The sequence below is a fragment of the Bradyrhizobium sp. SZCCHNRI1029 genome (genome assembly GCF_032487555.1).
Classification (GTDB): domain Bacteria; phylum Pseudomonadota; class Alphaproteobacteria; order Rhizobiales; family Xanthobacteraceae; genus Bradyrhizobium.
Window position 1 is genome coordinate 256,363 of sequence record NZ_JAUEUK010000003.1, and the last position, 17,251, is coordinate 273,613.

Genomic DNA, 17,251 nt, shown 5'->3' on the forward strand with positions numbered 1-17,251 from the left:
TGAAATCAAGCTCAAGGCTGCGCCGGCGCCGGGCCCGGCTGAACATACCCCGTCTTTCACGGACACCCATGATCACAATTCGACGAGCCGTGTACCACGCCGCGATTTGATGGCCTGGGCCTGCGGGGCGCCGCTCCCCGCGCGCGCCCGGGAAGCTCGAGTTCGGAATGGCTTGCTCCCGGCCCGCTCGATGGGCAATGCTCCGCAGCAAAACCGCAAGCATGACAGTCGCTGGGAGGCAAACATGAACCAACGGACCCCGATCGAGGCCGGGTGGCGGAACGTCGAACTCGGCTCGAGCGACGAGAAGTTCCAGAACCTGCACGAGCTCATCCGCAAGGCGCGCGCCCAGCTCAACCAGAACGCCTGGGACTACATCATCGGCGGGGCCGAAACCGAGACCACGCTGCGCCGGAACCGGATGGCGCTCGACGAGATCGCGTTCCGTCCGCGCGTGCTGCGCGACGTGTCCAGGGTCGATGCCTCGGTTGAAACTTTCGGACGCAAGCTGCGCCTGCCGGTGGTCATGGCCCCGGTCGGTGCGCTCGAAATCTTCGATCCGGCAGGGGCGGCCAGCGTGGCCCGCGGGGCGGGCCGATTCGGAGCCGCGCACATGCTGAGCTCGGTGTCGGAACCCGGGCTGGAGAAGACCGCCGAGGCCGCGCCCGACGCGCTGCGAATCTTCCAGCTCTATGTCCGCGGCGACGACGCCTTCGTCGAGGACTATGTGAGCCGGGCGGTCGCCAACAGCTACACCGCGTTCTGCCTGACCGTCGACACCGCCCATTACAGCCGGCGTGAGCGCGACATCGCCAAGCGCTACGTCCGCGAAAGCCGGCTGCGCGCGACCGGCGGCGACCACCAGAAGGCGCTGAGCTGGCACACCGTCAAGCTGATCAAGGACAAGTTCAAGCTGCCGCTGATCATCAAGGGCATCGCGACCGCCGAGGACGCGCAGATTGCGGTCGATCACGGCGTCGACTGGATCTACGTCTCCAACCATGGCGGCCGCCAGCTCGACCATGGCCGCGGAGCCATGCATGTGCTGCCGGAGATCGTCGCCGCCGTGAAGAGCCGGGCAAAGATCATGGTCGACGGCGGCTTCTGCCGCGGCACCGACATCGTCAAGGCGATCGCCTCCGGCGCCGACCTCGTCGGCATCGGCCGGCTGCAATGCTGGGCGCTCGCCGCGGCCGGCGAGGACGGCATCCTGCGCATGCTCGAGCTGCTGGAGGACGAGGTGATCCGCACGCTCGGCCTGCTCGGCGTCACCTCGTTCGCGGAGCTGAACGCGTCCTATCTGCATCCGGCGGCCGCCACCAACCTGCCGAGCGTGGTCAGCGCGTTTCCGCTGGTCGACATCGAGCCCTACCGGTATTGAGGAGGCGCCGCTTCCGTCCCACGCAAGGCATCGTCGACCCGCCCCATGCCCGCCTCCGCTCTCCGCCCCGGCGTCGCCGACGCGCTGCTGTTCGACCTCGGCCGCGTCGTCATCGACATCGATTTCGTCCAGGTGGTCTCGCGCTGGGCAGCGCATGCCGGCTGTCCGCCGGAGCGCATCGCCGCGCGCTTCGTGCGCGACGAGATCTATCACGGGCACGAGCGCGGCACCGTCTCCGATGCCGCGTTCTTCGCCAACCTGCGCCGGCAACTCGGCATCGACATCACCGACGCGCAGTTTCTCGACGGCTGGAACGCGATCTTCGTCGGCCCGATGCCGGGCATCGCCCCGCTGCTCGCACGCGCGGCTTCGAGACTGCCGCTCTATGCCTTCTCCAACACCAACCAGCCGCACATCGATCACTTCTCGCCGCGCTATGCCGACCTGCTTGGTCACTTTCGCGAGATCTTCCTGTCGTCGTCGATCGGCCTGCGAAAGCCGGATGCCGAGGCGTATGATCACGTGGTGCGGGCGATCGGCGCGCCGGCCGAGCGGATCGTTTTCTTCGACGATCTCGCTGAAAACATCGACGGCGCGCGAACGAGCGGGCTGCAGGCGGTGCTGGTGCGCTCGACGGCCGACATCGCCGCGGCGCTGGAGGCGCTCGGGATCTGATCGCGTCGCGCAAGGGTGCGTCATGGCCAGCGGCGTGACGTTCTGAAAGGCTGCGCTCGCAATGACGGTGCCCACTCGTGCAAAATTGTTCTCGCGACACGATGTGCCCGAGCTTTGCTGCTCTCATTTCACCCTCCTCCAATCGGAGGGCGCAGGGAATGCCGGGCTGCAGGCCGCAACCCATGGCCCGCCTGCAGAAAAAAAGCAGGCGGCAGTCACCACAGGTCCAGCCGACATCCGGCATTCCCTGCGCGATGGTCTTCACGCTTATACGCGATCTCCCCGGTGCCCGGCTTGTTGGCCACCGTCGCCGACGGGATCATCAGCACCCTTCGGCTTGGCATCAGCTTCGGGATGCCAGGACCACGCGACTTCACGTCCGCGCCATGCCGTTCGTCCGCGCGCCATCAGGGCACGCTGCGACACGTCGCGGCCACCGCATCCCGCGCTCCACGTCCGTGACGATCGCGAAGCGCCCCTCCTGTCGAGCACGGGACCAAATCAGCATAGCAGCTTTTTCCGAAAAAGCGAATCCTAAATGCGACCGCCGGCAACGGCGCCATCCGGCCCGTCTCCCGCCACATCCGCTGGCCGCAGACGAGCCGGCGCCTAAGCGCATCGGCATCGGCGGCGAGATCGTCAAGATCGCGCCGTGCTCGATGACCATCGTCGGTACGCTCGCCGATTGGTCGCAATGGACCGGCGTGACCTTCGACAGCTCGGGCTAGATCGAGGTCCCCGGTGCTCTCGTGCCCGTGCTCGCGTCGGTCGAGCACGACCGTGCCGCCTATGTCGAGCCGAATGTCTGGATTCGGCATCCGCTCTGACGCGGTGCAGGTCGTCCGCGCGACGATCAACGCGCCGGCACGACGCGCTCGTTGAGAAATCCGATCACCACGTCGAACGCCTGCCGTCGATTCCGCTCCATCAGGATCATGTGCGTGCCCTGCCCGATCTCGACCAGGCGCTTGTATGGCGCGCTCACGAGGCGAACGAACAGGTCGTGCGCCATCCCGAAGCGGACATCCACATCCCATTCCGTCGCGAGCACGAGAACCGGGCAGTCGATCGTGCTGGGATCGTAGATCGGCTGGTCCACGGTCCAATGCTCGTCCATGTGGCGCGTGCAGATCGAGGGCGTCGCGGCAACGCATATGACGATCGCCTATGACCGGCGCGGATTTGGTGAGACGGTCGCCTATGAGGAAGCTCATTCTCCGGTCGAGGACCTGCTCGCCGTCGTCGACGCGCTCGCGCCGGGGCGGCCGGCGACGCTGATTGCCTGCTCGCAAGGAGGCCGCATCGCGCTCGACTTCGCGCTTCGCCATCCGTCACGTATGGCATCGCTGGTGCTGATCGCACCTTCGATCAGCGGCGCGCCGGAGCCGGTCTATCCACCGGAGATCAAGGCGCTAACGGCGTCGTTGGCCGCTGCCGAGGCCGCACAGGATTGGGATCGGGTCAGCGCTATCAAGACGCATCTGTGGGTCGACGGTCCCTTGCAGCGCGAGGGACGCATCTCCGGCGAGCCGCGCGAGACGTTCCTGAAGAAGAACGCCGCCGCACTCCGCGCGCCGCCAACCGGCGCGACTCTCGATATGGCACCAGCCTTCCCGCGCCTCGCGGAGATCGTCGCGCCATCGCTCGTCATCTGGGGGGACTTGGACTTTCCTCACATCCAGCAGCGAAGCAGGCTGCTCGCCGCAACAATGCCGAACGGGTCAGGACATGAGCTGGCCGGAACGGCGCACCTGCCGAGCCTGGAACGTCCGCAGGAGGTCATGCGGTTGATTGCGGACTTTCTCGCGCGATCGTGAGGCAGCGGCCCGGAAACGGCCCACAGCAGACGGTCAGAACGCAGGGAGCGGCCTAGGCCCTTGGCCGCGCCGTGCGCGTTCGGTTAGAAGGCGATTCATTCGATCTGCCGTCTCCGTCCGAAGGAACTCTCATGGCCCTGATGCCGGTGTCTGATGCGTTGTCCGCCGTGCTCGCCGGCGCCGAACCGCTGGCCGAGGAGCAGGTCGGGCTGGACGAAGCGTTTCACCGCATCCTGGCGCGGGACCTCGCGGCGCTGCGGACGCAGCCGCCCGAGGCGATGTCGGCGATGGACGGCTATGCCGTGCGCGCGGCGGACGCCGCCCAGGCCAAGGCGCGGCTGAAGGTCATCGGCGAGGTCGCGGCAGGGCGTCCGTTCGATCGCGTGGTTGGACCCGGCGAGGCGGCGCGGATCTTCACCGGTGGCGTTGTCCCGGAGGGCGCGGACGCGGTGGTGATCCAGGAGGACACGATCGCCGAAGACGGCCACGTCGTGATCACCGAGGCCGCGATCAAGGGCCGGCATATCCGGCCGGCGGGCGTCGACTTTCACCAGGGCATGGTGCTGCTGAAGTCCGGGCGCCGGCTCAGCGACCGCGACCTGTCGCTGGCGGCCAGCATGAATCATCCGGCGCTGCCGGTGCGGCGCCGGCCGAAGGTGGCGCTGCTCGCCACCGGCGACGAGCTGGTGATGCCGGGCTCGACGCCCGGCCCGGGCCAGATCGTCTATTCCAACGGCTACGCCTTGCGGGCGCTGGTGCGCAACGAGGGCGGGACCCCGATCGATCTCGGCATCGCCGCGGATACGATGGAGGCGACGATCGCCGGCATCCGCCGGGCCCGCGAGGCCAAGGCCGACATCCTGATCACGACCGGCGGCGCCTCGGTCGGCGATCACGACCTGGTCAAGCAGGCGCTCGAAGCCGAGGGCGTCGAAATGGCGTTCTGGAAGATTGCGATGCGGCCGGGCAAGCCGATGATGCACGGACGGCTCGGCGACATGAGGGTGATCGGACTGCCCGGCAATCCGGTGTCGTCCTATGTCTGCGCCATCCTGTTCCTGGTGCCGCTGATTCGGCGGCTGCTCGGCCGTGACGAGGCCGTGATGCCGCGCGAGACCGCCCTGCTCGGCCGCGAACTGGGGCCGAACGATTCGCGCGAGGACTATCTGCGGGCGCAGCTCGAAGAGCGCGCCGACGGCACGCTGATCGCCACGCCGGTGACGCAGCAGGATTCGTCGCTGCTCGGGAATCTCGCGCTCTCGCAGGCGGTGGTGATCCGGCCGGCGTTTGCGCCGAAGGCGCCTGCCGGCAGCCCGTGCGAGATCCTGCGCCTGCCGAACTGAGCCGCTTCCCCGGTAAAGCCCGGTCTGTTCATCATATTTTTAGGATTGCGGAACACACATCGAACATATAGTGTTCGTTCATGATTTGTTTTTAGTATGTTGCGGGCGACGCGATGACGGTCCGACTCCAGGGCGCTCTCAGCCGGTTTGTGCGCGAGGCGCAGCTCTTGGACTCGGACGACAACAAACCGGGGACCAGGTCGAGATGCTGACGCGCAAACAGTACGAACTTCTGCGGTTCATCAACGAGCGGCTCAAGGAAGCCGGCGTGCCGCCGTCCTTCGACGAGATGAAGGATGCGCTCGATCTGCGCTCGAAGTCCGGCATTCATCGCCTGATCACGGCGCTTGAGGAGCGCGGCTTCATCCGCCGGCTGCCGAATCGCGCCCGCGCGATCGAGGTGATCAAGCTGCCCGAGCTGTCGCAGGCCGCGGGCAACCGCCGCGGCTTCACCCCATCGGTGATCGAGGGCAATCTCGGCAAGGTGCGCACCAGCACTCCCGCGCTGGACGATGGCGAGCGCCCGGTCGCGGTGCCGGTGATGGGCCGCATCGCCGCCGGTACCCCGATCGAGGCGCTGCAGACCCGCAGCCACACCATCAGCGTGCCTGCCGACATGCTCGGTAACGGCGATCACTACGCGCTCGAGGTACGCGGCGACTCCATGGTCGATGCCGGCATCCTCGACGGCGACATGGCGCTGATCCAGCGCAACGAGACCGCCGACACCGGCGACATCGTGGTGGCGCTGATCGACGATGAGGAAGCGACGTTGAAGCGCTTCCGCCGCCGCGGCGCATCGATCGCGCTGGAGCCGGCCAACACCGCCTACGAGGTACGCATCCTGCCGCCGAACCGGGTGAAGATCCAAGGCAAGCTGGTCGGGCTGTACCGCAAGTACTGATCGCGAATGGGATCGGTCGATCGGCGGCGGGCGCACGCGCTTTCGCCGCCGATCGGAGGCTGCCCAGCAAAATACGTCACGCGCGAATGCACCTCATGATGTGCAGCGCGGCATGCTCAAACGCTTGTGATCGGCCGCGGGCACACGCGATGCAGATCAGCGCAGAATTGCCGCGAAGCGCGCGCTAACATCACCATCGATGTCCACTCTGATAGAGGCCTGCGCCTGTCCGGGGGGAGCGTGGGTCGGCTATCTCTCAACGAGGAGCGATCCGATGTGTGACTACAGCCTCCATGCGGTTGCGTCCCGTCCCGCCAAGGTCGGCGAGACGTTGATCTCGATGACCTTCCGTGGCACCGCCACCCGCGGCTTCGCGCTGGAGAGCGAGCCGACCGTCGCAGTCTGCATGCTGCCCGGCACCGAGTTGGCCTTCGCCGAGGACGTCCGCTACGACAGCCGCTGGCTCTGGACCCGGACGATCCGCGAGCGCGTCGCAAAGTTCAACAGCATCGAGACTCACATTCCCGATCGCCATCACGACGCGATCGAATTCGCCGACGGGCGCCACGTGCTGGTGACCCAGCTCTGCGAGGGTCAGCGCGTCACCGTGCTGCAATTGCCGGTCAGCAAGCAGCCGGCGGAGCGACGCCCGGACATCGCCGAGGACGTGCCGCCTTCGCAGGCCACACCGATTCGCCGCATCAGCATCACCTGAGGGGTCTCCGCATCGGCATTTCTCTCGGTCGTGAGCGAGCTTTCGACCGTGGGAGATTTGGGTTCTGCAAGCGCAAAGTCCTCTCGGGCGAACCTCACGCCCCGGCATCGCATCGGATAGGAACGACATCCCTCGGCCGCCATGATGTGCCGGGGGAGCCTGCCGCCGTGGTCAACAAGATCGATTGGAACAAGGCCGCCGGGATCACCGAGCCCCGGTGCGATATGCTTGTGTTCGGATGGCTGACAGTCACGGCTGACGACATCGCCATCTGGCAACGCTATCCGCGCGCTGCGTTCACGCTGGCCGAAAGCCCCGCGCTGTTCGATGGACCTGGCAACATGGACCTGGCGACACCGAGTATCATCTCGGCACGTTCGAGCTGCCCGGCACTCAGTCTTCCTCGCCCTGCTCCGTCTCCGGCGGCGTCGCGTCCTGAGGCCGCGCGGCCGGCGCGCGCGGCGTCAGCGTCGTGTCGAACTCGCCGGCCTCGGCGGGCGCCGGCCACCATGGGCGGTCAGTGCCGCCGGCGCGCGCCGGCGTGACGGCGAAGCTCCTGCCCCGCCGCACCAGCATCAAGGCGCCCTGCTGCCGCAGCCGCTCGCGATCGATGACGGCCGCCGCGCAGGATGACGGCGCGGCGCGCGCGGTGACGATGAGCGCGGCACGGGCGCAATCATCGGCGAGCGCCTCGGCGCGCAGGGTCAGGGCGGCGATTCGGCCGTCAGCCATTGCCGCCACGCAGCCCGCCTCGTCGCAGGAGACGCCATCGGTGAGCGATGAATCCGCCGGCAGCCGGGCATCGGCGTCGGCCGCGAGCCACTCCTTGGTGGCGAACACGTCCTTGCCGGTGCGCATCACATGCAGGCGCCCGTCACGGCCGCGCACCGCCACCGCGCGCCCATCGCCGGCGATCAGCACGTCGGGCAGCGGCGTCGCGGCGGCCCACGCGGTGGCCACCACGAGCCCCACGACGCCCGACCAGCGCAGCGGTGTGCGCAGCAGGCCGATCAGGATGACCCCGAGGCTGGCCAGGATCAGTGGACCGATGTCGAAGGCCGGGATGCGCCCGACCGCGCCGGGCAGCGCCGCCACCCAGCGCGTCACCGCGATCATCCAGTCGATGCCGAGGCCCATCAGCGTCCACCAGGGACCGTCGAGCCCGAACGGCGCCGCCACGAGGCCCATCAGGCCGGCCGGCATCACCAGCGCCGAGACGACCGGCATCGCTGCGAGATTGGCGAGCACGCCATAGGGCGTGACGCGATGGAAATGGAAGGCGGCATAGGGCGTGGTGGCGAGCCCCGCGATCAGCGAGGCCAGCAACAGCATCGCAAGCTCGCGGCCGCCCCACAGCGCGATGCGCTGGGTGGCCGAGCTGTCGGGCGTCGCGAACAGTCTGGGCAGGCCGAACTGCACCAGCGCGACCAGGCCGAGCGTTGCCGCGAACGACATCTGGAAGCTTGTCGCCCCAAACACAATCTAACAATATAATCAGTGTGTTAACTCGCTTTTCGAGCGGCAGTCCGGGACTTTTTCCGGGACTTCGCCACAGCTTCAACCGCACTGGCCACATCAGCATCAAGGACATGGGCGTAGCGGAGCGTGCTCTTGATGTCGCGATGGTTTAAGGCCTTCTGCACGAGCTTGAGATTGCCGGTCGCTCGCAGGAGTTTCGTGCCAAAGTCGTGCCGGTAGTCATGGAAACGGAAGTCTTTCACGCCCGCCTTAACCCGCATCTGCTGCCACGCGGACTTCGCTCCATTGATCGTTAGCGGGTAACGCTCGCCGCGCACCCTGCCCAGACGCTTGTTTCCATAAACGGCAACATAGGTGAAGACGCGCTCCGGATGCTGCCCCTGAAGCGGGAACAGAATTTCCCGAATCGACTCTGTGATCGGAAAGACCACGCGGCGGCCACCCTTCCCAAGTCGAACGATCTGGCGCGTCGCGAAGTTCACCTCGGACCAGCGCAGCGTGATGCACTCCTTCTGCCGCATGCCGCTCGCCCGAACGAACTCGAAGAACGGCTCGTAATCCGTCCGCATGGCGCCCTCGAACGCCAACGCCTCTTCATCCTGAAGCTCCCGGACACGCTCCTCGGGCTCAGGGAGCAGAAGCTCTGTCCATTTGGGTTCCCGATCGAACTGCGCCCCCTCTGCCTTCGCGAAAGAGAAGAGCCGCTGCAGCACCTTCGTGCTCGACCTATTGACAGTGCCATTCGAAATCAGCGGCGCTTCTGCCCGGCCCTTGATCCGGTGTCCGCGACGCCAAGCAACCATCTTCTTGACCGCACCGTGGTCGATTTCCGTCAGCGATTTCGATTTGCCGAAATAGTCAACGAGCCGCGCAAAGTTTGTTTCCGTGGCGTCAGGATCAGCATCGTATTGGGCCTGTTCGTTCCAGAGCCGTGCTGCGACATCGTCAAGCAGCAACGACGCCTTCGACCGCTTCATTGCCTTCACGAGCTCCTTGGCCTTCTCCCGCTCTACGGCCTCGACTTTTTCGGCTTCTTTGCGGACCGTGCATTCCGTTGAGCCATAAAACCGATGGCCACGGAGCACGAAGTCGAATTGGTAGTACGGACTCTTCTTGACCTTGAAGATGGACACGGAGCTTCCTCACGCGCACGGTTAGCCTCAATGAATTCGTCCAAATCCGCGTCGGTAAAGCGGTAGCGTGGACGCTTCCTACCGCGACCGATGTTCACGTATTGCAATCGGCCGTCATCAATGAGCGCCCGCACGTGATCAACAGAAGTACCGAGCCGATCCGCGGCTTCTTTGAGATCGAACAATTTCACGACGCATCCCAAAGCCTAACATCATCGACTGCAGCGCGCAACGAGCTGCTGAAATTCGCGGATTTTGTGGGTCAAGCGAATGAACGGAGCGAGATCCGTTGGCATTGCCGGGATCACGCTCTATTCGCTTCTGATCCATCGCGACTCTGCCACTCCCTCGTCACGTCCATCGACGAAACAAAGAGAAAGTGCAGAACGGAAGTCCGAAAGCCGAGCCATCGCAGTGGAGCGTAAAGATACTTGCGGTCGGCGGTTTGGTGCGCACCGCCAACATGTCGCAAAGCCCCCCGGTCGGCGAAGCTGAAACCGCGATCACGCTTTGCTCGCTTACGCGCGTGCACCGCCCCCCATACGGGTGAAGCGCACTTTGCCGAAGAGATCCTTCGTCCTGGCGCTCGGCCCGACGTTGGCCGGGCGCCAGGCGGAGGTCGCCTCGTAGAGGTCGCCCTTGGGGTCAAGGAAGACGGCGCTCCCCCGGTAACGCAGCAAGTTGGGAATGATGGTGGTGACCGACTTTCCCGATCGCGTCGGCGCCAGGGTCAGGAGATGACCGTCGCCGTCCCAATGCACAAACCCGGCCGGGTCGAGACCGCCCGCGATCGTTGTGCGAGGAGGCAAGACGGCAAGAGCAGCTTGCCGGCATCATCTAGGGTCAGTAGAATTTTAGCTTCAACGAATCTGGCCATGGATTTTCCCCTGGGACGGCCGCTATCATGCGTGGAGGCGATGATGGAGATGCTTGGCGTGCGGGGCGGCCGAGCTTATCTAGAAAGATCACCACGCTTGAAAATGCCGAGCTGCTTTCCACTCAAAGAGACCGCGGGATTTCCCGATGACGCTGCCAGTCGATATCGGTGCGTATTTTGATTCTTTAGTTGCGCGCGTCTCCACCGCGGTAATTGTTCCACAAGTGCCGATCGCCCGTAGCGAAGACAGTTTCAATAATTGCCACGACAACGCTACGAAGTGGGTTGCAGAACATCCTGAGTATCAAGTGGTCAGAGGATGGCTGCTGTGGCCGCAGGCGGGCCCGCCCTACATGCTGCACGCCCATTCCGTTGTGATCGGCCCGGATGGACTCGTTGATGTAACGCCGCTCCGCGAGTCTGGTCTTCATTTCCTCAGGCACACGGGAAGTAAGGAAGAATTCCTGTCGCTGGCCAAACGCTACGCGCAGCACATCCATGGCCTCGACTTCACCCTTTGAATTTGGATGCGGGCGATGAACAAGGATACTAAGCGTGTTGAGGCGATACTTGCCGAGGTCAAACCGCTCGCTGCCGAGTATTACCGGCTGACAAACAAGCCTTTGGACGTCACCGGCGAGGTTGCGGAATATGTCGCGGCACAAAAACTCGGGCTCACGCTTGCGCCGCCGCGCACGTCCGGATACGACGCCATGCGCAAGACGCCTCAGGGAGACGAGCGTATCCAGATCAAGGGCCGTGCGTTCGGCGAAAACTCAAAACCCAGTCAAAGACTCGGTTCGATTAAACCTGGGCCGGCATGTGACACGGTGCTCCTCGTGATCCTCGACAACGCGACCCTTGAGCCCACTGGCATGTGGGAGGCGCCCTACCCCCAGGTGGTCGCCAAGCTCGCGGAGCCGGACTCAACCGCCCGCAATGTCCGCGGCTCACTCAGCATCGGCGCGTTCAAGCGAGTGGCACGTCCGGTCTGGCCTGCGAATCAGCGAAACGAACCAGGCCGAATGACAAACCGGATCAAATAGCTTAACCCGCGTACTGCGAGTGCCATCTGAGATTTCCAGCCACGCGGGTTAACCGGCATGACTCAGGCTTCCGAAGAGACCGAAACCGGAATTTGCGAGAAATGCATCGGTAATCGCCAGTTTGCAGAATGGATTGTGCGCAACGGGCACAAGGGCGAGTGCGAGTTTGATTCGACCCACGGCGTCTCCGACGGCGTCGTCAGCCTGGAGGAGTTTGCTGAAGAGGTCGACCGGTATTTTCGCGAGACCTATCAGCTCGGCGAAGAATACATGTATGCCACCGAGGACTCCGATAACCCCTCCTACGACACCTATGGCGAACCCTACGAGGATATCCTGGCGAACGACTTGGAATGTGACGCGCGCGTCCTTTCTGCAATCGTTGACAACCTGCCGGATTGCAGTCACCGCGACATCGCCAAAGGCGCCGAACGATTTTATACGGACGAGAACTATGAGCCGATCGCCGCGGCTGAAAGCCGACACCAAGCCGAGGAGGAAGACCGTTGGTACGAATATCGCTTCGCTTATCAATGGGGCGAATTCTGCGAGATCGTTCAGTATCAGCGCCGCTTCTTTAAAATCAAAGAGTTGCTAGACGATCTTTTCGGAAAGCCTGAAGAATACGAGGGGGGCGCTATCAAGCCGGTGTACGCCTTGAAGGCTGGGCAGAAAATATATCGGGCAAGAATTCTGGACGATCAATTCACCTTCGACCGCTTGACCCAGAATCCGGCGATGGAGTTGGGCGCACCGCCCAGAGACAAGGCACGCGCCGGGCGCATGAACGTCGAATATATTCCAGCTTTCTACGCGGCCTTCAGCGAGGAGACTGCCATCGCCGAGTTACGGCCTGGCATCAATGACCAGCTCGCCGTCGGCACGTTCGTCTTGCAAAAGGACGTGCGCGTTTTCGATTTCGCCGCCTTCTCCAGGCCGGACAGTGACTGGAAGGACCTTCGGGTACACACCCGCTATGAATTCATTACCCAGATGGAAGACGAAATCAGCAAGCCGTTGCGGTCATTTGAGAAGCACCGGGAATATATCGCGACACAAATCGTCGCAGAATATCTGCGGGAGCACTTCAATTGTGATGCCGTGATCTACAAATCTTCGATGGTCAGAGGCAACAAAACGGATAACCGCAATATCGTCATTCTCGACCGAGGTGTTGAATTCGTCGGCGCCGGGAGGACACTCGTGTTGGCCAGCCACGACATCAGGGATATCGGCGACATCATCTACCAGATTTCTCCCGGCATTCCGTTCTAGCCGCCGTTCGCCTGATAGGCGCGACGCGTCGCGCAGTCCTGGTTTTCGTCCCGACGCTTACCCCTGCGACGTTGAGAAGTAATCATCCGACCAGCTCTGCGCTCTGCTCGTTGCTCAAAACTGGTCCGCCAACTCGATTTCGGCCTTCAGCGCCTCGATGCGACGCGCGGCTTCATTGAACGCCAGCTCGTTGGCGTACTGCTCCGGTTGATAGGCCTCCTCGGCAAGACTCTTTAATCTCAAGGTCTGCGCGCGGCTCATTTGCGAGCTCACGCGCTGCTGGACGCCGCCGTACTTTACGCTTGCCGCTCTCATTGCTTTTCCCGTTTTCGAATCTGTAACTTGACTCTATGTTCTCTTTTTGTTCTACTACGCATATAGACAACAGAATTAGTGAAATTCGTCTCGAAATCAGCTCCTTAAGGGCTAAGATGAAGCTTGAAGCCACCATACGCGACTAGGTCAACCGTGACCTCGATTGCACCGAAGTCTCGCGCCGGCTGATGGCGAAGCGCGCCGAGCTGTTGGTCCTGGTTGGCGAGTGGAAGACCGCCAGAGGCAGCGATCGGCTGCCCACCGTGGAGAGGCGGCTGAAAGAGAACCATCGGCCGCCAGAGAAGCGGCAGAATCCTGCCCGCGACGTCGCCGACCGTCGTTGAAGGTCTCAGTCGGAGTGTCCGATGGACCGGAATCTCGTGCTGCTCAATCAAAACATCGCCAGGCTCCGGCGTGATGTGCGGCTGCAAGCCTGGGAAATTGAGCGGCTCATCGCGGCCGACATCGATTGCGCTTCCGCGGCGCAGCGGCTGACGCGGATGCAAGCTGACCTTGTGCTGTTTGTCGAGAAGCGCGAGCGACTGATGCAAGGGGAGCTCAAGGATGTCTGATGAGCGGCCCAGGTGATACGACCACAACGTAGACAATCCGCCGTGGATTAACGCGCTCGCGGAAGTCCGGCATAGAGGGTGTCGTGACGGCAAATCACTGCCCTATAGCCTCCCAGGAAACAGTGATGGAGTTCGAGCGCTACGTTTGATGCCGATAGCTGCCTAGAAAAGGCGCGATCCGGCACCGCTCACCGCCGGGACGACGACGTAGAGACTAGACGGACATCACCAAAAGTAGCAATGTTGCGGTGGAGGCGTTCGTCCAGACCCACGCCCAATGCAACGGCGACGAAAGCTGAAGAAGCAAGAAAATCCGTTGGGGATCCCCGATCGCGGTTCGAGTCCAGGAGCCCGCGCCAAAGCTACAACTCCGCCGCTCGTGATATGATTGAACACAGATGGCCAAGAAACCCACCACGACAGCAGCCGAGAGGTTCAGCCCTTCCGAATGGATGCGTCGGCGGCGTCCTGAGCTATTCTCGGACAGCTCACAAATTGAAGAGCCTCAGCTATCTTCCGAGGTCTTTGGCTATCACTTGAATACTCTTACGAGCCGTAGAGAAGAGGTCTTATTCGAAAACTTTGCCCGCCGGCTCTGCGAGAAGGAGGTTTGTCCGAACCTTGTGCCGCAGACCGGCCCCACGGGTGGTGGTGATGGTAAAGTCGACACCGAAACATATCCCATCGCAGAGTCTCTTGCCGACACTTGGTTTGAGGGATTTGGAACTGAAGCCGCAAACGAGCGGTGGGCCTTCGCTTTCAGCGCCAAGAAGGATTGGCTTCCAAAGGTCAGATCAGACGTCGCCAAAGCTGCCGCAACGGGCCGCGGCTATTCACGCATCTTTTTTGTCACGAACCAATTTGTCCCGGACAAGAAGCGATCTGACGCACAAGACGAGCTGTCCAAACAATATGTCTGCAACGTCACCATCTTCGACCGAACCTGGATCACGGCGAAGGTTTTCGAGAACCGCCGTGAGCAGCTTGCGATTGACATGCTCGGGCTCACAAACGTCCAAAGCAGGAAGCTTGCCTTGGGCCCTCTCGATCTCGAGCGAAACAAAGAGTTGGAGGATTTGGAAGCTGAAATCGGTGACCCGTCCCGTTACAACGGCATTGCCTATCATCGGGTCGAAGACTGTTTGGTCGCTGCCTGCCTGGCCCGTGGACTTGAGAAGACTAGAATTGACGTCGAAGGCAGATTCGCACGGGCCCGGCAACTGGCAGACAAGGTTGGGGATCGCCGCCAGAAGCTTCGAGTTGTCTACGAGCACGCCTGGACAGAGTTCTGGTGGTACGACGATTTTAATCAGCTGAGTACTCTCTTCGATACCGCCGAAGAGCTCGCCTCTGGCTCCGACGAGATCGACGATATTGAGTTGCTCCAGAATCTATGGACTGTCTTGTTTAACACCGTCTCAAACGGCGCTCTGACCAAGGCGGCAGCCAAGCTAGACGCTAGAACAGTCCTGTTAAAAGCTGAATTGGAACGGCTGGCTTCGGATCAAGTCCGCATTACAAGCGCAACACGCGCGAAAACCCAACTGCTCCTCACCGACTTGATCGAAGCGCGAGCCGATAGGGGCAAAGCCGAGACAGTGCTGACAACTCTCTGCGACTTGCTTGATACCGCCAAGAGCTTGGGCAGTTATCCATTCGACTATCTGGTAAAAATCTTCCGAGAGATAGGGCCGGCTTTCGCTGAAAGTGATGCTTATGACCGGATATTTGAGAAACTATTGTCCATATTCGAGGAACGACAGAGCGGTATCGAGGGCGGTCGACTTCTGTTGACCCGGGGTTTCCAAAAGCATCGGGCGGAACGTTACCAAGACGCGCTTAGGCTCTTTGGCCGGGCCCAAGAAAAACTCCTCACTCACGAAAGTCGACGCGACCTGATCATTGCTCTTTTCGGTGCAGGCCTGAGCTATGAGAAGCTGGGACTTCTGTGGGCCGCCTGGAGCTCTTTTGTTGGCGCGGCCGTCACCGCTCTAGCGGAATTTAAGGAACGCTCGGCGGTGACTCGGCCGGCACTATTGGCCATACAAAGACTGGAATGGCTTGACCTGTGCCTCGGCCGCGTCCCCTACATTTTGGCGTGGCGGCAGCTCGGAGACCTGTTGGCAACACACCTCCGACTTAGGGACGAGGATCTCAAAGAGTTTCAAGAGGAACGGATGATCCAGGATGCCACCCTCGGAATCCTCATCCTAAAATCCGACCTGAACGCACTGAAACGGCTTGCACAGCTGCCCGCGTCATTTGAAACGCTTGAATTACCCTTGTCGGATGTCGCGTTAGACTATGCCACGGGCAATACCGACAAAATGAAGAAAGAGGGTCTTATTCCCGAGGGTGAGACTGCGGACGAAACCGAGAGATATTTCCTCAGCTGGATCAACCAACCCGTCGCGAAAGACATTCCCGAAAAACTCATCCTGATGGATGAGGCAGGGTTTAGATTTGAAGGCGTTGTCTTGGGCTGCAAGCTTGTGGCCGTAGGGAAGAGTGAACCTACAGCAATTCACCTGGCGGAGTCTCTTTTTGCTGCCGTGGAGGCCTTCCTTGCGACCAGTCTTGAGGAAGTCCAGCCTTATCAGGAGGAGGTCAATCTGTCGCTTGAGCCGGACGCGGCTGCGCAGGTGCCAACGACAACGATCGATCGCAATCGTGGCGTCCTCACGGTTCGGATTGCTTACCCCACCAATTACGCGCCGTCGTCGCCTACAGAGCGCGAGCAATTTAGAAGTTGGCTAATCAGTGCGACCGCGGAGATCATGGGCATCTCCATGATCCATAAGGACGCCTCAACCCACATAGAAAAGCTGGCCAGGGATGAGCGTGTTTTCAGTCGAGTTCTACTATTTGCCGAAACCGCCATCGGAGTCGAGAACGTCTTGGGCTCGAACGCGATGGTTCGCTTTCGGGATTGGATAGTCGATGGCAACAAGAAAGCACTCGGCGTTCTAAGGAAAACACCGTGGCTTGAGCCAAAACCGACAGCAAAGGAGATTGAACAAGCGCAGAGCTTTGGAGAAGGCCCGCCACCGCCTGAGCTTGCTGATCTTGAAACGTTCAGCCACCGCGATCGCAGAGTCTCGTCGATTATCGACATCAACCTATGGAATAAGGCACGGTGGCGCGGCACAGCCTTTTTCCACTATGGTCCGCCGTATCCTCCACTCTTAGGGATTATGTACACTGACAAAGAAGCAGGAAGACAAATCTTCGAAGCTTGGCGAAAGCGTTTTGGTAGCTTTGACGAAGATGATCAAATTCGCATCGCCATTCTTACCGGGGTCGATAAGTCGAATCCCTACGCCTACAGAGTCATTGTTGGCACGCAGCCAGATCTAGACGATCCAACGAAACTGTTGGTTATGACATCGCGCTTTCACACGATGAAAGCTACAACTTCAGCCAACCTCGATTTGTTTATTGAACAGCATAAACTCGCCAAGTCCTACGGGCTCGTGCCGGCATTCCCAGATTCACAGGGAAGGCCTGTGCCAGCTACCGACTTGGTGATTGGCAAGACCCAAGTGGTCGTGCGCCCGGCGTGGCAAGTTGGCGATAACGATCCTGATATCGTCACCCTGCGCCCAGATGATGATGTAATCATTCCGGCCGACGAAAAGGATGTACCCTTTCTGAGGGCTTTGGAGCGAATGCGGAGGCGCTAAAATTAGCGTACATTCCAGTTTAACTTTGGCCACGCC

At 61.8% G+C, this 17,251-nt stretch carries 18 protein-coding genes and 1 pseudogene; 13 read left to right on the forward strand and 6 right to left on the reverse strand.

The genetic code is table 11. The annotated features are described in order from the left end of the window. Positions 1-244 precede the first annotated feature (244 nt). From QW861_RS10335 to QW861_RS10345, 3 genes are all read left to right on the forward strand, one after another. On the forward strand, positions 245-1,381 hold the full coding sequence (locus tag QW861_RS10335) for an alpha-hydroxy acid oxidase (protein ID WP_316170136.1): 1,137 nt from the start codon (positions 245-247) through the stop codon (positions 1,379-1,381). A 45-nt stretch (positions 1,382-1,426) separates the two neighbouring features. Beyond that, positions 1,427-2,056 carry an HAD family phosphatase gene (locus tag QW861_RS10340; RefSeq protein WP_316175269.1) on the forward strand — a complete coding sequence of 210 codons (630 nt, stop codon included), beginning with the start codon at positions 1,427-1,429 and terminating at the stop codon, positions 2,054-2,056. A gap of 458 nt (positions 2,057-2,514) precedes the next feature. Beyond that, positions 2,515-2,784, forward strand: coding sequence for a hypothetical protein (locus QW861_RS10345; RefSeq protein WP_316193001.1), 270 nt, complete (start codon positions 2,515-2,517; stop codon positions 2,782-2,784). Between the two features lie 125 nt (positions 2,785-2,909). Here the strand turns inward: QW861_RS10345 and QW861_RS10350 are convergent, their stop codons facing one another. Next, a complete protein-coding gene (locus QW861_RS10350; RefSeq protein WP_315750918.1) occupies positions 2,910-3,173 on the reverse strand; it encodes a hypothetical protein in 264 nt (87 codons plus the stop codon). Between QW861_RS10350 and QW861_RS10355 the strand changes: the two genes are divergently transcribed. The 4 genes from QW861_RS10355 to QW861_RS10370 all read left to right on the forward strand — a co-directional run bounded on the left by QW861_RS10355 (position 3,172) and on the right by QW861_RS10370 (position 6,835). Next, the gene (locus QW861_RS10355; RefSeq protein ID WP_316193002.1) at positions 3,172-3,873 is read left to right on the forward strand and encodes an alpha/beta hydrolase; all 702 of its coding nucleotides are present in this window, start codon (positions 3,172-3,174) and stop codon (positions 3,871-3,873) included. The genes QW861_RS10350 and QW861_RS10355 overlap by 2 nt on opposite strands. Before the next feature lie 131 nt (positions 3,874-4,004). Further along, complete coding sequence (gene glp, locus QW861_RS10360) at positions 4,005-5,216, forward strand: gephyrin-like molybdotransferase Glp (protein WP_316193003.1); 1,212 nt, start codon at positions 4,005-4,007, stop codon at positions 5,214-5,216. A 205-nt stretch (positions 5,217-5,421) separates the two neighbouring features. Further along, the gene (lexA, locus tag QW861_RS10365) at positions 5,422-6,120 is read left to right on the forward strand and encodes a transcriptional repressor LexA (RefSeq protein WP_006611089.1); all 699 of its coding nucleotides are present in this window, start codon (positions 5,422-5,424) and stop codon (positions 6,118-6,120) included. A gap of 274 nt (positions 6,121-6,394) precedes the next feature. After that, positions 6,395-6,835 (forward strand): hypothetical protein, encoded by a 441-nt coding sequence (locus QW861_RS10370; RefSeq protein WP_315711618.1) that lies wholly within the window; start codon positions 6,395-6,397, stop codon positions 6,833-6,835. A gap of 393 nt (positions 6,836-7,228) precedes the next feature. Here the strand turns inward: QW861_RS10370 and QW861_RS10375 are convergent. From QW861_RS10375 to QW861_RS33990, 4 genes and pseudogenes are all read right to left on the reverse strand, one after another. Beyond that, positions 7,229-8,299 (reverse strand): annotated as a pseudogene (locus QW861_RS10375) (ComEC/Rec2 family competence protein); the annotation flags it as partial. Positions 8,300-8,337: 38 nt separating this feature from the next. Beyond that, a complete protein-coding gene (locus tag QW861_RS10380) occupies positions 8,338-9,441 on the reverse strand; it encodes a tyrosine-type recombinase/integrase (RefSeq protein ID WP_410052327.1) in 1,104 nt (367 codons plus the stop codon). Beyond that, positions 9,324-9,638 (reverse strand): helix-turn-helix domain-containing protein, encoded by a 315-nt coding sequence (locus tag QW861_RS33985; RefSeq protein WP_410052325.1) that lies wholly within the window; start codon positions 9,636-9,638, stop codon positions 9,324-9,326. Before QW861_RS33985 ends, QW861_RS10380 begins: the two co-directional genes overlap by 118 nt. 327 nt (positions 9,639-9,965) lie before the next feature. Beyond that, positions 9,966-10,208: a type IV secretory system conjugative DNA transfer family protein gene (locus tag QW861_RS33990; protein ID WP_410052328.1), complete on the reverse strand. Its 243-nt coding sequence runs from the start codon at positions 10,206-10,208 to the stop codon at positions 9,966-9,968. A gap of 262 nt (positions 10,209-10,470) precedes the next feature. Between QW861_RS33990 and QW861_RS10390 the strand changes: the two genes are divergently transcribed. From QW861_RS10390 to QW861_RS10400, 3 genes are read left to right on the forward strand one after another with little or no spacing between them, the layout of a single operon-like run. Continuing rightward, positions 10,471-10,845 (forward strand): hypothetical protein, encoded by a 375-nt coding sequence (locus QW861_RS10390; protein WP_316193005.1) that lies wholly within the window; start codon positions 10,471-10,473, stop codon positions 10,843-10,845. Positions 10,846-10,860: 15 nt separating this feature from the next. Beyond that, on the forward strand, positions 10,861-11,370 hold the full coding sequence (locus QW861_RS10395) for a hypothetical protein (RefSeq protein WP_316193006.1): 510 nt from the start codon (positions 10,861-10,863) through the stop codon (positions 11,368-11,370). 57 nt (positions 11,371-11,427) lie between these two features. Continuing rightward, positions 11,428-12,645 (forward strand): RES domain-containing protein, encoded by a 1,218-nt coding sequence (locus QW861_RS10400; RefSeq protein ID WP_316193007.1) that lies wholly within the window; start codon positions 11,428-11,430, stop codon positions 12,643-12,645. 114 nt (positions 12,646-12,759) lie between these two features. On the opposite strand, the gene QW861_RS10405 is transcribed toward QW861_RS10400, so the two are convergent. Continuing rightward, positions 12,760-12,906 (reverse strand): hypothetical protein, encoded by a 147-nt coding sequence (locus QW861_RS10405; RefSeq protein ID WP_316193008.1) that lies wholly within the window; start codon positions 12,904-12,906, stop codon positions 12,760-12,762. Positions 12,907-13,148: 242 nt separating this feature from the next. Between QW861_RS10405 and QW861_RS10410 the strand changes: the two genes are divergently transcribed. The 3 genes from QW861_RS10410 to QW861_RS10420 all read left to right on the forward strand — a co-directional run bounded on the left by QW861_RS10410 (position 13,149) and on the right by QW861_RS10420 (position 17,215). Beyond that, the gene (locus tag QW861_RS10410; protein ID WP_316193009.1) at positions 13,149-13,304 is read left to right on the forward strand and encodes a hypothetical protein; all 156 of its coding nucleotides are present in this window, start codon (positions 13,149-13,151) and stop codon (positions 13,302-13,304) included. A gap of 21 nt (positions 13,305-13,325) precedes the next feature. Further along, positions 13,326-13,532, forward strand: a complete 207-nt coding sequence (locus QW861_RS10415) for a hypothetical protein (RefSeq protein ID WP_316193010.1) — start codon at positions 13,326-13,328, stop codon at positions 13,530-13,532. A 398-nt stretch (positions 13,533-13,930) separates the two neighbouring features. Further along, complete coding sequence (locus tag QW861_RS10420; protein ID WP_316193011.1) at positions 13,931-17,215, forward strand: hypothetical protein; 3,285 nt, start codon at positions 13,931-13,933, stop codon at positions 17,213-17,215. The last annotated feature ends 36 nt before the right edge of the window (positions 17,216-17,251 follow it).

Bases quoted from the DNA above. Each gene is read 5' to 3' on its own strand.
- glp (WP_316193003.1), top strand. From the start codon at position 4,005: ATGGCCCTGATGCCGGTGTCTGATGCGTTGTCCGCCGTGCTCGCCGGC.
- QW861_RS10420 (WP_316193011.1), top strand. From the start codon at position 13,931: ATGGCCAAGAAACCCACCACGACAGCAGCCGAGAGGTTCAGCCCTTCC.
- QW861_RS10390 (WP_316193005.1), top strand. From the start codon at position 10,471: ATGACGCTGCCAGTCGATATCGGTGCGTATTTTGATTCTTTAGTTGCG.
- lexA (WP_006611089.1), top strand. From the start codon at position 5,422: ATGCTGACGCGCAAACAGTACGAACTTCTGCGGTTCATCAACGAGCGG.
- QW861_RS10400 (WP_316193007.1), top strand. From the start codon at position 11,428: ATGACTCAGGCTTCCGAAGAGACCGAAACCGGAATTTGCGAGAAATGC.
- QW861_RS10335 (WP_316170136.1), top strand. From the start codon at position 245: ATGAACCAACGGACCCCGATCGAGGCCGGGTGGCGGAACGTCGAACTC.
- QW861_RS10395 (WP_316193006.1), top strand. From the start codon at position 10,861: ATGAACAAGGATACTAAGCGTGTTGAGGCGATACTTGCCGAGGTCAAA.
- QW861_RS10410 (WP_316193009.1), top strand. From the start codon at position 13,149: ATGGCGAAGCGCGCCGAGCTGTTGGTCCTGGTTGGCGAGTGGAAGACC.
- QW861_RS10405 (WP_316193008.1), bottom strand. From the start codon at position 12,906: ATGAGCCGCGCGCAGACCTTGAGATTAAAGAGTCTTGCCGAGGAGGCC.
- QW861_RS10415 (WP_316193010.1), top strand. From the start codon at position 13,326: ATGGACCGGAATCTCGTGCTGCTCAATCAAAACATCGCCAGGCTCCGG.
- QW861_RS10350 (WP_315750918.1), bottom strand. From the start codon at position 3,173: ATGGACGAGCATTGGACCGTGGACCAGCCGATCTACGATCCCAGCACG.
- QW861_RS10355 (WP_316193002.1), top strand. From the start codon at position 3,172: ATGTGGCGCGTGCAGATCGAGGGCGTCGCGGCAACGCATATGACGATC.
- QW861_RS10370 (WP_315711618.1), top strand. From the start codon at position 6,395: ATGTGTGACTACAGCCTCCATGCGGTTGCGTCCCGTCCCGCCAAGGTC.
- QW861_RS10340 (WP_316175269.1), top strand. From the start codon at position 1,427: ATGCCCGCCTCCGCTCTCCGCCCCGGCGTCGCCGACGCGCTGCTGTTC.